General features: G+C 42.4%; 12 protein-coding genes. 9 read left to right on the plus strand and 3 right to left on the minus strand.

The annotated features are described in order from the left end of the window. Nucleotides 1-47: 47 nt before the first annotated feature. Nucleotides 48-2,312: a recombinase family protein gene (locus tag ACYRY3_RS26460; RefSeq protein ID WP_460204601.1), complete on the minus strand. Its 2,265-nt coding sequence runs from the start codon at nt 2,310-2,312 to the stop codon at nt 48-50. A gap of 88 nt (nt 2,313-2,400) precedes the next feature. Between ACYRY3_RS26460 and ACYRY3_RS26465 the strand changes: the two genes are divergently transcribed. From ACYRY3_RS26465 to ACYRY3_RS26485, 5 genes are all read left to right on the plus strand, one after another. Further along, the gene (locus ACYRY3_RS26465) at nt 2,401-3,720 is read left to right on the plus strand and encodes a proton extrusion protein PcxA (RefSeq protein WP_460204602.1); all 1,320 of its coding nucleotides are present in this window, start codon (nt 2,401-2,403) and stop codon (nt 3,718-3,720) included. Between the two features lie 463 nt (nt 3,721-4,183). Then, a complete protein-coding gene (locus ACYRY3_RS26470; RefSeq protein ID WP_460204603.1) occupies nt 4,184-5,644 on the plus strand; it encodes a hybrid sensor histidine kinase/response regulator in 1,461 nt (486 codons plus the stop codon). Then, complete coding sequence (locus ACYRY3_RS26475) at nt 5,637-6,125, plus strand: poly(R)-hydroxyalkanoic acid synthase subunit PhaE (RefSeq protein ID WP_460204604.1); 489 nt, start codon at nt 5,637-5,639, stop codon at nt 6,123-6,125. The genes ACYRY3_RS26470 and ACYRY3_RS26475 overlap by 8 nt, the downstream gene beginning before the upstream one ends. Before the next feature lie 36 nt (nt 6,126-6,161). Next, a complete protein-coding gene (gene phaC / locus ACYRY3_RS26480; protein ID WP_460204641.1) occupies nt 6,162-7,220 on the plus strand; it encodes a class III poly(R)-hydroxyalkanoic acid synthase subunit PhaC in 1,059 nt (352 codons plus the stop codon). 75 nt (nt 7,221-7,295) lie between these two features. Further along, nucleotides 7,296-7,706 carry a response regulator gene (locus ACYRY3_RS26485; protein WP_460204605.1) on the plus strand — a complete coding sequence of 137 codons (411 nt, stop codon included), beginning with the start codon at nt 7,296-7,298 and terminating at the stop codon, nt 7,704-7,706. 10 nt (nt 7,707-7,716) lie between these two features. Here ACYRY3_RS26485 and ACYRY3_RS26490 read toward each other — a convergent pair whose 3' ends face one another. Both ACYRY3_RS26490 and ACYRY3_RS26495 read right to left on the minus strand, forming a co-directional pair. Further along, a complete protein-coding gene (locus ACYRY3_RS26490) occupies nt 7,717-8,895 on the minus strand; it encodes a sensor histidine kinase (protein ID WP_460204606.1) in 1,179 nt (392 codons plus the stop codon). A gap of 367 nt (nt 8,896-9,262) precedes the next feature. After that, a complete protein-coding gene (locus tag ACYRY3_RS26495; protein WP_460204607.1) occupies nt 9,263-9,523 on the minus strand; it encodes a hypothetical protein in 261 nt (86 codons plus the stop codon). 254 nt (nt 9,524-9,777) lie between these two features. On the opposite strand from ACYRY3_RS26495, the gene ACYRY3_RS26500 reads away from it, so the two are divergent. The 4 genes from ACYRY3_RS26500 (at nt 9,778) to ACYRY3_RS26515 (ending at nt 13,438) form a co-directional block, all read left to right on the plus strand. Further along, nucleotides 9,778-10,443 carry a thiolase family protein gene (locus ACYRY3_RS26500; RefSeq protein ID WP_460204608.1) on the plus strand — a complete coding sequence of 222 codons (666 nt, stop codon included), beginning with the start codon at nt 9,778-9,780 and terminating at the stop codon, nt 10,441-10,443. Between the two features lie 2 nt (nt 10,444-10,445). Next, the gene (locus tag ACYRY3_RS26505) at nt 10,446-10,709 is read left to right on the plus strand and encodes an alpha/beta fold hydrolase (RefSeq protein WP_460204609.1); all 264 of its coding nucleotides are present in this window, start codon (nt 10,446-10,448) and stop codon (nt 10,707-10,709) included. Nucleotides 10,710-11,141: 432 nt separating this feature from the next. Beyond that, complete coding sequence (locus ACYRY3_RS26510) at nt 11,142-12,092, plus strand: SDR family oxidoreductase (protein ID WP_460204610.1); 951 nt, start codon at nt 11,142-11,144, stop codon at nt 12,090-12,092. Nucleotides 12,093-12,562: 470 nt separating this feature from the next. Beyond that, nucleotides 12,563-13,438: an isoaspartyl peptidase/L-asparaginase family protein gene (locus ACYRY3_RS26515; protein ID WP_460204611.1), complete on the plus strand. Its 876-nt coding sequence runs from the start codon at nt 12,563-12,565 to the stop codon at nt 13,436-13,438. Nucleotides 13,439-13,748: the final 310 nt, after the last annotated feature.

Here is a 13,748-nt window from a genome sequence, read left to right on the forward strand (position 1 = left end):
ACTTAATATTATGGACTACCCCGCCCTATTTGTTGAGTGCGGGTTTCCTACCGTGGAACAGGAACACCACTAGCAACATCAGGTTTACTCGACATCGGCACAGACGCATTGACAAAGGGCAGTAGTGGACCGAGTTGTTCTTGCCCACTGACAGCTAAATCGCTGTGACATAAATAAATTTTCTCAGAAACTCGGGCAAGTAAATCTGCCAAAATTCTCTGCAATCGCTGGTCTTCTGCCAATTTTTCATCTTCTGCTGTCCAGGGTTGTCCCATCCTTTCCTTAAGGAAAAATGGAGCAGCAAACAAAGTCGATGCACCACCTTTTGCCCATAATGGCGAACCAGCATCCAGCCAAAAATGCCAGCGGTGAAATCGTCTTGAAGAACGGTACTGGAAGATTGTTGCTAGGGTGACGGCGTTTGATTGAAGTCCAACAGGACGAACGGGGTACGGGTTAGCAGTAATTGTCCCCCGTCTGAGCAGTTGTATGAATTCAGCAATTGTGGAGTAAAAAGTGGGGATTTGTCTCGATCCCTCATGACTCGTCTCTACAGAAGTGGGGGGGATTTGCCGCAGTCTAGTATCAATTTCCCAATAGTGTTGGGCGGTTTCCAACAGTTCCCGCAGTGCTGCTAATTGGTCGTATGGAAGATTGCTCCCATTCCATAAAAAGCGCTGAATTGCTCTGTCTAAAAGAGAAATAGGGCTGGGAATCAGGCGCATCTCCTGTTGCTTTCTCTGCTCTTCCAACCACTGCAGTATCTCGCTGTAAGCTGTAGTCGCTGCGTATCCCAGTCTATCCCATCGGTCAAACGCTGTTACGGGAAGCAAGTTGGGTCGCTCGGGATGTGGTACAAAACAATGGTCTGCTATCAATCCAGCCCGTACTGGATCGATGTGGGGACTTGGGGATAAGGGAGATGGGGACACAGAAGAATGGTTCTCCTCTCCTCCCCCTCTCGGACTCTCTGCATATCCCCGACTCAATACAACCAACATCTCTGCCACTACATCCCTATCTACCAACCGACCCAAACCAGGGTAAACTAAGGCAAGGACAGTCAGTAAACCTCGGACAATAGGAGAACTAATGAGAGGGCGTTGATCGTTAAGGGATTCTACCGGAATATTTTGCTTGGTGAGTATTTCTACTAGGGTGTAACGGGCGATCGCATCCAACCCCGGTGCAATAATTGCTACTTCTTTTGGCTGCACTTGTCCTTGTTTAATAGCATTGACAATGACCTCTGCCGTTTGGCGCAATAATTGGGCTCGAGAAGTTGTTTGAATCGACTGCACTGCTTCTGGTAAGCTCAACAGCACCATAGGTTCTGTCACCAATTCCTGTATTTGCGTCCCCAAGCTATCTACAAGGCTCAAAAGGGGAAGGGGAGTCAAAGTTTCTTGCTGACAATGTGCTGATAATTGTTCCAAGTAGCTGGGATCTGCCCCCAATCCCAAACGCACTACACTCTCGGGATTGAAACTAAATGCTCCTACAGCATCGCCTTCTAACAGTACCGCAAACAATTGACCTGCTACAGCCGGGTAATCCTGCACGTCATCTGCCAAAACAGCTTGATAACGTGTAAAAAGCGCCTGCTGGTAGCTTGAGTCTGCGAGTAAGTGCTGGCTGTAAAGTTCAGTCATAATACCGTAGGTCAGGAATCCCCTCTCCAAACACCAGTTCCGCCAGTCCAGTAGCAAAGATGCTACGAATTCTGGTTCTAGATTTGCAGGAGTTTCCTGCTGTGCCAAAGCTTGTGCTAGGATTTTCTCTATTTCTTCGCAATTTGTGCTACTATAAGCAGCTAGTTGCAATATATCCAGGATGCGCCGTACCAGACGGTACTCGCTCATTCCCACCTGACGCAATCTCCCCTCATCTAAGTGCGATCGCCAGAGTTTCGTTGCCAATTCCTGCTCTGTTTCTGGGCGTAGTCGTACTGGAAACTGTGCCTTCAATTTCAACAACTCAATCAGCAATGGCCAAAATAAAATGACTTCATCTTGAATGAAACCTAGAGGTGTCTTGCAGCGTACTGGATATTTTCCCTCGGTGGCAGTTACAAGTTTATCTGCCAAAGTCCGTCGATTCTCGTCATTTGCAGCCAAGACTAACACACCTGGTTCTGTTTGATAAAGATATAGGCGTTTTGCTACGCCATTGCTGTGTTTTCGCTCTCTAATTTTCGTATAATACGCTTTCTTGCCAGTTGCACTGAGTACCCAACGACAAAACTGTTCCACCAAGCGAGTTGTCTTACCACTACGGCTAGGACCTGTTATCCAAAGAGAATCATAAACCACAAACCACCTCTGGAGATTTGTTAATAGCCCTTGTACGTTAACTTAAGCTTAAGAGATATAAAACAATGTTAGAGAATTGCTGACAAAAATGATTAACTCTATCTATCGGCAAAAAATTTACCCCCTCCTACTTAAAGCTTACCAATGGTACTTACAAACATCAGAGCGTTCTCTCGATGAAGCATACAAGGCTGCCCTGCAGATCAAGGCAATAGAAGATGAGTACTTTAGTGGTAATAAAATTAACATTGTCTCTACTCATGGTCGCAGTGTCACAGATTATTTTGAGTCAGACCTGAAAAAACAATTAAAAATCATTCGGATGCGGCTAACAGAGTTCAAGTTCAGCCGTTTTTTCCTTAGTGAATCCAATCAAAAAATTGCTAGGAAAATGGGGCTTGAATACTCCCACCCTTCCTTAATCTTAGAAAAACTTAAGTTTATCGACGAAGTTATAGGAAAATACAACACATTTGATTCCGATGAAGTAGCTTCCAAAAGTTTATTGTCTCAAGATAAAGTTGTCAGTTTAGAACTGACGTCAAATCAAACAAAACCGCAAATTGTTCCCAAGAATAAACAGGATAATACTCCACGAAGCAAAACCAATACTACTGGAGTGATACCCCGTTCTATTTTTAACACTATCACTCGCTTACAAGTTGAGTTAGATCCAAATGCCGAACAAGATGTTGTTAAAAATTTCCGCAACAATCAAAAACGAACAATAATATCTGTTAGATTTATCCTACTGCTCATCATAGTTCCTATTTTGACTCATCAGTTGTCAAAAGCTTTATTTGTAGGACCAATTGTTGACAATTACTTTAGGAACCATTCTGAAGAAGCTAAAATTTTTCTGAATTCTGAAATGGAAGAGGAAGCGCTAACAGAGCTAGAAAGGTTTGAAGGACTAATCAAATTTAACAGTTTAATTAGCAATAATGAATCCCTGTCTCACGAGCAGATGGAAGTTGAGATAAAAGAAAAGGCTCAGGCAATTGCTGAAGAATTTCGTCATGAAAGCAATAATGCTATCAAAAACGTTTTTTCAGATATATTATCAGTGACTGCTTTCACGTGGATTTTACTGATGAGCAGACGAGAAATCGCCGTGTTAAAAGATTTTTTTGACCATATTGTTTATGGTTTGAGTGACAGTGCCAAAGCTTTTATTATCATCTTATTTACTGATATTTTTGTAGGCTTCCACTCTCCTCATGGTTGGGAAGTCATTCTAGAAGGTATTTCCCGTCATTGGGGGTTACCAGCCAATCATGATTTCATCTTTTTATTTATTGCTACCTTCCCAGTCATCTTAGATACCATTTTTAAATACTGGATATTCCGCTACTTAAATCGAATATCTCCTTCTGCAGTTGCCACTTATCGTAATATGAATGAATAAGTGGATCGGAAAGTACGCTCCTTTTAAAAAACTGAAGCGCAAATCGAACCAAGAACGGGGGGTGGGCAGCGCCCACCTTTTAGTGCTTTGTTGTTGTTCAGACCTAGCACATTGCTAGGGGTGCTCCTGTGGTATGGCTGTGAGCGTGGCACGCACTCGCGTTCTCCCTGACAACTGGGCAAATTTTCTTTAATTATTCTGAATATATCTATATTTCTAAATTCAATTTGGGAACTATAGACTTGAGTAACTCTCTCTAACGAAAGCATGAAAGCTCAGTCAGAGTGATTTTGCCTTCTCTGAATAGTAATTCTACTTAAGATATAGAGTGTTACAATTCACTACCTCAGTATCAATAACGAGAGTAGCTTTGAGTATGTCATTTTTCTTAGCATTTTCGTTTATGTAAAAATGACAATTTAAATTCTCATAATTTTTTAAGAAATATTAAGGTCAACTAATTATGCTAGATAAGCATCACCAAGAAATTGAAATCAGCCATTTAGAAAAAAAAGAAACAATTTTGGTTATTGATGATAGTAAGGCAAATTTAGATTATTTGTATATCACTTTAAATGATGCTGGTTATAATGTGTTAATTGCAATGGATGGAACCAGTGGAATTGAGCAAGCTCAGAACAAACAAGCAGATTTAATATTGTTAGATATTATTATTCCAAAAATAGACGGATTTGAAACGTGCCGCATACTAAAATTAAATCCAGCAACAAAAGATATTCCAATTATTTTCATGACTGCTCTTTCTGAGACAGTACAAAAAGTCAAAGGTCTGAATCTAGGAGCAGTCGATTACATTACCAAACCCTTTCAACAAGAGGAAATATTAGCCAGGATACAAGTTCATTTAAACTTGAGACGTTTGAATCTGGAGTTAGATAAGCAAAAACAAGAATTAGAACATCGAGTTCAAGAAAGAACTGCTGAACTTTCTGAAACCCTTGAAGAACTAAAAAAAGCTCAATTGCAGCTAGTTCACAGTGAGAAAATTTCTTCTTTGGGACAGTTAGTGGCTGGAGTTGCTCATGAAGTCAATAATCCTTTGGGCTTTATTTTCAGTAATTTACACTATGCGGATCAATATGTTGAAGATCTCATTCATTTAATAAAACTTTACCAAAAACAATTTCCCCAACCGGGAAGTGAGATAGAAGAGGAAATTGAGGTTATCGATCTAAATCATATACTGGAAGATTTGCCCAAGCTGATTTCCTCAATGAAATTGGGAACAGATCGCATTCAAGGAATTATGCAGTCCCTCAGAAATTTCTCCCGTGCAGATGGAAATCAGAAAATAGCTGTGGATATTCATGATGGATTAGAAACAACCCTCATGATTTTGCAACATCGTTTAAAAGCTCGACCTAAGCGTCCTATGATAGAGGTCATTAAAGAATATGGGAGTTTGCCTGTAGTGAAATGTTACCCCGGTCAACTCAATCAAGTTTTTATGAACTTATTAACCAATGCCATAGATGCTCTAGAGGATATGGGTAAATGGGAAGATGGAGAGACAGGAAAAGCGAGAGAAAATTTCATTCAGAATATAAAATATCAACCGGAATCTTGTGAAGATGCTAAAATTACACCACCTGCAGAAATCGGGGGAACCTCTGCAACGACGTGGCAGCAAAACCCTCAAGTTAAGATTAGCACAACTTTAAGGGATAGCGAGGTGATAATTCGGATTGCGGATAATGGACCGGGGATACCAGAGTCATTGCAAAATCAAATATTTAATCCTTTTTTTACAACAAAAGCAAAGGGTAAAGGCACTGGATTGGGTCTTTCTATTAGCTATCAAATTATCACTCAAAAACACCGGGGAAAGTTACAATGTATTTCAGCTTGTGGAAAAGGCACAGAATTTGTCATCAACATTCCAATAAACGAAGAAGATGAATGAATTAGTGAAAGGACTGGACTTGGCGATCGCACGCCAGCTGTACGCCCCAGAATTAAACAAACTGCTTCAGACCTTTGATGCCTGGGTAAACTTCAATCAGGCAAGCTTTGATTATTTGTTACTATTGCTTGCTGTCTGGATAAAGGCATTTGAGGAACTGAAGCAAGAGCTAGTGTATTCCCACAACAAGGGTGAAAAGCTTGAGAACTGGCAGCAATTTCTGCAAGTTTGGAGTAGCATATTTGACCAAACATTTGCACAGAGGTTCCGTTCTGAAGATGCCCTTCAGATTCAGGGAAAATTAGTAAACGCAGCAATGACTTGGCGACTACACCAGCAACAGCTTGTGGAAATGTTTCTGAAGATGAGCGACCAACCGACTCGTAGCGAACTTGACGAGATACATCGCAGTCTCTACGAGTTGCGAAAGGAAGTGAAAAGCATGAGAAAAGCTTTGCTACAACCCCAGAGTGATACATAAATTCAGCAAGCAAACTAAAATATAGTCTCTTTCGAGATTACCCACAAGCTAGTGAAGGGCTTTGATACTTTGGGTCACCTACGTGAAGAAGACATTGAAATAGGAGTGACCCCCAAGGAGGAGGTCTACCGAGAGGACAAAGTGGTACTATACCGCTTCGTATCTTCTGACAAGGAGTTCACCTGCGATCGCATCCCCATCCTCATCGTTTATGCCTTAGTCAACCGTCCGTATATGGTTGATTTACAGGAAGGTCGATCGCTTGTTGCCAACTTACTCAAACTGGGTTTAGATATCTATCTCATTGACTGGGGCTATCCCACGAGAGGCGATCGCTGGCTAACTCTTGACGACTACATCAATGGTTATATCAATAACTGTGTAGATGTGATACGCAAGCGCCACAATCTGGCGCAAATTAACTTATTAGGAATTTGTCAGGGGGGAACCTTCAGCCTTTGCTACACTTCCCTTTACCAAGAGAAAGTGAAAAACCTCATTGTCATGGTCACCCCAGTCGATTTTCATATCAATGAGGGCTTGCTAAATGTTTGGGGTGGATGCACTCTGGGGTCAAAGGCTTTGGATGTAGACCTCATGGTAGATACTTTTGGCAATGTCCCAGGCAACTTCCTGAACTTTGCGTTTATCATGCTCAAGCCCTTTCAGTTGGGGGTTAAAAAGTATATGGATGTTCTGGATATCGTTGACAATAAAGAGAAGCTTGTCAACTTTCTGCGGATGGAAAAATGGATTTTTGACAGCCCCGATCGAGTGGGTGGGGCTTCCCGACAATTTCTCAAGGACTTCTACCAAAAAAATAAACTGATTGCAGGTGAAATCAAGATAGGGGAAAAGCGAGTAGATTTGAGAAATATTCGCATACCTATTTTGAACATTTACGCCGAGATGGATCATCTGGTTCCCGGTGCATCTTCCTTGGCTCTGGAAAAGTATATTGGAAGTGAAGACTACACCGTTCGCTCCTTTCCTGTTGGGCATATTGGGATGTACGTCAGCAGTAAGGTTCAGCGAGATCTACCACCAACTATTGCAGATTGGCTTAAGCTGAGACTCCTCTCAGGTGGGAGGTAAGCCAGCCAACAAATAGCTATTATTTTGTATGCAGGATTGAGATAAGCCTCTTTACCTCGATGGAGACTTGATTTTATGTTTTCTTCTCAAGCTAAAAGCAAAGCCAAACGTATTTTGGTTGTGGATGATATAGAAGATAATTTGTCTCTACTAGAGGCAATTTTGACGGAGGAAGGGTATGAAGTTGATGTTGCGAAAAATGGCAAATTAGCGTTAGCTAAGATAGAAGCATCTCCACCCGATTTGGTCTTGAGCGATGCTATGATGCCAGGAATGGATGGCTATGAAGTTACTCGGCGCATTCGGGAGAATAAAAAACTACCTTTTATTCCTATTCTTTTAATCACAGCTTATATAGAAGCTGATATACCACAAGGATTACATTTAGGAGCCAATGACTTTATCCGTAAGCCAATTGATTATGATGAATTAATGGCAAGAATTCAAGCATTTTTGCCTTTGAAAGACACTATGAATTCTCATTAGCAGTTAACAGTTAAGAGTATGGCAAGATGACAGTGAAGGTAGAGCCAACTCCAACCTGGGATACGAGTTCTATTTTGCCTTGCATGAGTTTGACCAACTGCGAGACAATTGCCAACCCCAAACCAGTGCTATCGGGTACGTTAGTGACAATATTTTCAGCACGAAAGAAGGGGTCAAAGACACGCAGTTGGTCTTCTGGTGCAATTCCGACTCCTGTATCACTGACGGCAACAGACAAATGGCTCGCGTCTACTATGTTGCAGGTTAATTTGACGCTTCCTACCTCTGTGTAGCGAATCGCATTGCTCAGAAGATTAGTGAGAATTTGCTGCAATCGCAAAGGATCTATCAGCACTGTTTTGGGAGCGCGATCGCAATCAACGACTATCTGTATCTCTTTGGCATTTGCTGAAGGCTCCAACATTTTAACGACATCGTCAATCAAAGAGCACACATTTGTTGGCACTGGGTGCAATTCCATCTTCCCTGCCTTGTACCGCGAGATTTCAAGGGCATCATTGATCAAGCGGAGTAATTGTCTGCTATTGCGTACCACTCGTTCAATATGTTCTATGTGGGGAAAGGTGTCCTCAACATCAGTCTTCTTTCGAGAAGAGCGCAAAATCAGTTCCGAGTACCCAATAATTGAATTTAGAGGGTTTTTCAGTTCGTGGGCTAGTTGCGAGACATTTTCCTGATTCGCTTTTAACAAGCGAGTCAGTTCCTGATTGGTGAGTTCTGCTTGACTTTGGAGTTGCTGTAGTTCCCGCAATCGCTCCTCCACATAACTTTTGAAGCACTGGGCTACAGCTTCGTCAATAGTCTCGTCGATCGCACTGTAAACTCGCATCACTTCCCGGACCTGACCCTCTGCTAGGTCTGGCTCTAAGGTAGAAAAGATAACCTGTCGCAGTAGACGGTATTCACGTGCAATTTCTGTTGGAGCAAAACCTTGTGCAGCACGCAGAATGCCATGTTCCAAGCTGTTCTGTACTATCGACTCAATATCGCTTTTCTCGGATTGAGAAACCACGGTTGCCATCGCTTTCAGAACATCAGGTAGGTGATTTCTTATACTTGAGCGTGGTAACTTCTCAGTACTCGAAATCTGTCTATCGAGGCGAACTGCGTCAATCCAGTTTGTTACAATTGTATCTATTTTATCAAGAAGCAATTGACTAAAATTCATTGTAGCTTCGGTGCGGGAAGAAGTGGGTCAGTTTTGCATTTATATTAGGACAAATTTGCCCACAATCCAGCATTGATTTCTTAATTTTTGTATTTGAAGTTACAATTTTGCTTAACATTAAAGCCTTTCTCTAGATAGACGATTTGAAGCCGATCGCAGAGTTAGATTATTAAGGAGTCAAAGGCGTTAAGTTGGTGAAGTAAAACTTTTCATGAACAGCACGGAATAGTAAAGGTTTTCCCTAACGATAGTAGCTTCAAATTTGAAAAACTCCCCAAGATATTTATTGGGGATTTTCTTTATATCGAGTTAATGGTTCACTGTTGAATGTTCACCGGAAACAGCCAACATTCAACTATTTGTTGATTCACTGTCGCAACATATTGAAATAGCTTTCCCAAAATTGCTTCTGGGTTTCGATAGACATACGGGCTAACAAAGCCTGTAATTCCAGAGAACTTGCAACAACGCTTTCCTGGAACTTCAGAGTTTTATCCAAAGGCTCGCGAAAATTTGGTGTGTTAAAGCTCTGCATATTCGGCATCATAAATGTCCAACTATTGTAAATGCCTCTTTGGATTTCGCTAAATTGTCTCAAAGCTTGCTCAAAATTATTAAACAAATCCATTGGTGTTGCTCCTTTTACTTACTTATATGATACAGATTTTACAACCTCAAAAACGACTCAATCGTATTTGCAAATTATCTCTAATGATTGATGTGAAAAAAGAAAAATTTACAAAAATAATTGCGGATAAAATTGTGCCGATAAACCTTTTTATTGGTATAAATTATACGTGGAAAAAATACCCAGAAATTGCCTATTTAGGCAAGCTGCGGATGTTGGTTGAGTAAGTTGTATTTACGAAGGCACAAGTACAAATGGAACAAGCCTATATTGTCTCAGCAATACGCACGCCACTGGGTCGGTTTGGAGGTGCCCTAGCTGGTTTTGCTCCAGTGGATTTAGGTGCATTCGCCATGCGGGAAGCCTTGGGGAGGGCGGGAATACCCGGAGAAGCTTTAGACTTGTACATTTTTGGCAATGTACTCAGGGCAGGTCACGGACAGTCATTGCCCCGTCAAGCAGCTTTCAAGGCAATGATTCCCCAAACGGTGAACGGGTATGCAGTAGACATGGTGTGTTCGTCGGGAATGATGAGCGTCATGAACGCTGCCACCGCTATTCGTTCTGGGGAAGCCGAAATCGTACTTGCTGGTGGAATGGAATCCATGTCCCAAACCGGATTTTTCCTCTCACACCGAGCAAGATGGGGTTACAAAGTCCTCCTAAGTAACCCAGAGCAACTCACGGACATTTTACTTTACGATGGTTTGACCGATCCCACCACAGCTGAAGCGATGGGAGAGCAAGCTGAACGGCTGGCAGCCGCTTACCAAGTGACGCGGGCTGACTTAGACCAAGTTGCCCTCTATTCACAGCAAAGAGCAACCCTTGCTACGGAGCAAGGCTACTTCAAAAAAGAGATTGTACCCTTCTTCCCGGCTTTCTTGAAGCTACTTTATCCTCACTGCGAACACAACTGAATATGTTTGGACAGTACAAGGTGTTGCTCGACTCTTTAACGCAGTTACAGATGCCAACCCTTGTCGTTTGGGGTGCTGAAGACCTGATTTTTCCTATAAAACAGGCTCAAGAAGCAGTCAGTCGTCTACCAAGAGGACAACTTGTTTTGATACCAGACTGCGGTCACCTACCCCAAATCGAGCGTCCGGAAGAATTTACCGAGGCGTTAAACCAATTTCTGGCTGGAGTTAATTTCCAACAGATTGGAGCACGATCGCCTGCTTAGTTAAAATAAAGCCTCCGTGGTGCTTCGGAGGCATTTATTAAATGCTGTGCATGTTTGTTCTACATTGTTACCAATGCTATCTGCGCTTTCTGGACTCTAGTTCCTCCCTCAGTCAGAACCCTAATTAAAAATTAATGTGTTGATGAATACATAGCAGATAAGCCTATTCATCTTTCAGCAAGTTTATAAAATAGATAGCTGGGTACTTGTAAGCATTTGTAAAGCAACAAAAAACCCCCAACATTTGTTCATGGGGGCTAAGAACGGTTGAATTAGGAGAACACTGACTGCTATGTTCAACTTGATACTATCTACCTCATATCTGTAAAAGTCCCTCCCAAAGTTAGAAACTTAGTTACAAATGACCGTGTTAGTGAATACAAAGGGTCAAGCACAAACTTTAAACAATAAAGAAATGGAGAATTAGTTACTATGCAACTGAAGCCAATCAATCAGCAGGTCGTTGCAGTCGTTGGGGCTTCGAGTGGTATTGGACGTGAAACCGCCATCCAATTTGCCAGCCGAGGGGCGAAAGTGGTTGTTTCTGCCCGCAGTGAACCAGGGATCGATTCCCTAATCGAAGAGATTCGGGGCTTTGGCGGTGAAGCAACTGCCGTGCTCGCCGATGTCACGGTATTCGAGCAAGTTCAAGCGATCGCAGACAAAGTTGTGGAAGTGTACGGGCGATTGGATACCTGGGTACATTGCCCTGCTACTGTTGTCTTTGCCACTTTCGACAACACAACACCAGAAGAATTTCACCGAGTCATTAATGTCAGCTTGATGGGGCAAGTGTACGGTGCAATGGCAGCACTTCCCCATCTCAAACGTGAGGGGCGGGGGGCGCTAATTCATATTTCTTCGGTTTTGGGTAGGCGAAGTGTGCCCCTTCAAAGTTCTTATTGTGCAGCAAAGCACGGTATGGAAGGTTTTCTCGAATCCCTCCGCGTTGAGTTGCAACATGAAAAAATACCTATCAGTGTGACGAGTATTTTACCTGCTGCAATCAACACTCCCTTTTACAACAAATGTCGCACCAAGATAGGGGTAAAACCGGTGGGATTGCCTCCCTTGTATAAACCCAGTCTTGTTGCTGACGCTATCCTCCACGCTGCCGAACATCCTACCCGCGACATCTTGGTTGGCGATGCAGCTAGGGTATTGGATTTTCTACAGCGACTCTCGCCTTCATTGGTAGATTCTTTATTGGAGCGTGTCGGCTTCCGGCTGCAGCGTACTTCAGAACCCAAGCATGAAGATGCACCTGACAATCTCTACAGCCCTGTTCCAGAATACGACAGAGTTGAGGGAGACTTTGGCAATTTGGTTATACCGAGTTTTTTGGATTGGGTCGATAAGAACATACTCATTAAGTTGAGTTAATTTTTAGCGCCGATAATAGAAGAAGCTAGGGACTACCAATAATTCTTAAGAAATGTTTTGACCGAAAAAATAGGACGATAGCCGCCTATGTGCTGACTGGCAGATTAACCATGCCAGTCAAATTTTTATGTTGAAAACTTGTATTCACAGTTACAAATAAAATTAATAATAAATGAATTGAGTGGTTAGAGACAAATATGTCGGTTGACAGAAGGTTTAAATAACGAATTAATAGTATTTTCACTGTAGTAAAGGGGAATTGTCTGACATCTTACACCTTCTTTATAAAGGTTGGGTGGGCACTGCCCACCTCTAGATGAAAGGGCATCTCTGTAAAGGTAAATAACCTTTAATTTCTAAGAAGTGAATCAAACAGAAAAGCTTTTTTACTAGATATCGAACTTATTGTGAGTACTAGTAAAAGTAAGCTAAGTAGGTAGGTATGTTTTCATTAAAAAATAAGGAAATTTATGGCACTTAGCATTATTGTTCATGGTGGGGCAAAAACCATTACAAAGAACAAGGTAAAAGCGAATAATGCAGGCTGTTTGGCTGCTGTAGAAGCAGGTTGGACAGTGCTGACAAAAGGGGGTAGTGCAGGGGAAGCTGTAGAAGCAGCTATCCGCGTTTTGGAAGCAGACCCTACATTTAATGCTGGTATAGGTGCGGTTCTCAACCGTCAGGGAGAGGTAGAGCTAGACGCAGCAATTATGGAAGGCGCTACCTTGGGTTGGGGTTCGGTAGCCGCAGTTCAAGGTGTACGCCATCCAATTTCGGTGGCACGCAAGATTATGGATCGAAAATCCATGCTGCTTGTGGCACGAAGTGCAGAACGCTTTGCTGCAGAGAATGGAGTTCAAATGTGTCCCAAAGAAGACTTAATCGCAGATGAGCAAAAGCAACAGTGGGAGGAGAAGTCAGAAGTTATCGATCGCCCAAACACTGTAGGCTGTGTGGCTTTGGATAGTAACGGCACCTTAGTTGCCGGCACCTCAACAGGAGGCACGACGAATCAGCCCGCAGGTCGTGTCGGGGATAGTGCAGTTGTTGGCTGTGGTTTATACGCCGATAATAAACTAGGTGCTTGCTCAACTACCGGTGATGGAGAGTCGATTATCCCAGTGGTATTATCCAAGACTGCTATTGATTTCCTGACTGGAGACAGACACCCAGACGAAGCAGCACAGATGGCGATTAACTTTTTGATATCTAAGGTTGCAGGAGAAGCTGGCTGTATCCTCCTAGATCCTCAGGGACGCGTTGGTTGGGCGCATAATTCATCAGACATGGCGTGTGCTTATATGACCGAGCTACAAGACAAGCCGATGGCGTTTACAAAGAGATAAGCTGAAATTTTTCATCTTGGTCTTTTGCACTTATATTGACAAACCACTTAGCACTTTTCTAAATAAAAACTACCTAACTTCATCTTGTGGGACTAACTTCATCCTGTGAGACTAACTTCATCCTGTGGTCCGGGCGTACGTTTAAATCCTCAACCACGATAATCGCGTGGTTTTTGCATAAGTAGTTGGTGATTTTATGAAGCGTATCTTTGCTCTTGTTGGCTACACGAGCGTGGCATACAATTAGTGAATGCTTGATTGGTGCGGGATGCAAAAGCTTACAAGGTTGTGAAAACCTTTAAACACTTAA

It is taken from the genome of Scytonema sp. NUACC21 (assembly GCF_054684315.1).

Excerpts from the sequence above, each read along its gene's own strand:
- ACYRY3_RS26465 (WP_460204602.1), top strand. The coding sequence starts at position 2,401 with ATGATTAACTCTATCTATCGGCAAAAAATTTACCCCCTCCTACTTAAA.
- ACYRY3_RS26470 (WP_460204603.1), top strand. The coding sequence starts at position 4,184 with ATGCTAGATAAGCATCACCAAGAAATTGAAATCAGCCATTTAGAAAAA.
- ACYRY3_RS26475 (WP_460204604.1), top strand. The coding sequence starts at position 5,637 with ATGAATGAATTAGTGAAAGGACTGGACTTGGCGATCGCACGCCAGCTG.
- ACYRY3_RS26485 (WP_460204605.1), top strand. The coding sequence starts at position 7,296 with ATGTTTTCTTCTCAAGCTAAAAGCAAAGCCAAACGTATTTTGGTTGTG.
- ACYRY3_RS26490 (WP_460204606.1), bottom strand. The coding sequence starts at position 8,895 with ATGAATTTTAGTCAATTGCTTCTTGATAAAATAGATACAATTGTAACA.
- ACYRY3_RS26495 (WP_460204607.1), bottom strand. The coding sequence starts at position 9,523 with ATGGATTTGTTTAATAATTTTGAGCAAGCTTTGAGACAATTTAGCGAA.
- ACYRY3_RS26500 (WP_460204608.1), top strand. The coding sequence starts at position 9,778 with ATGGAACAAGCCTATATTGTCTCAGCAATACGCACGCCACTGGGTCGG.
- ACYRY3_RS26505 (WP_460204609.1), top strand. The coding sequence starts at position 10,446 with ATGTTTGGACAGTACAAGGTGTTGCTCGACTCTTTAACGCAGTTACAG.
- ACYRY3_RS26510 (WP_460204610.1), top strand. The coding sequence starts at position 11,142 with ATGCAACTGAAGCCAATCAATCAGCAGGTCGTTGCAGTCGTTGGGGCT.
- ACYRY3_RS26515 (WP_460204611.1), top strand. The coding sequence starts at position 12,563 with ATGGCACTTAGCATTATTGTTCATGGTGGGGCAAAAACCATTACAAAG.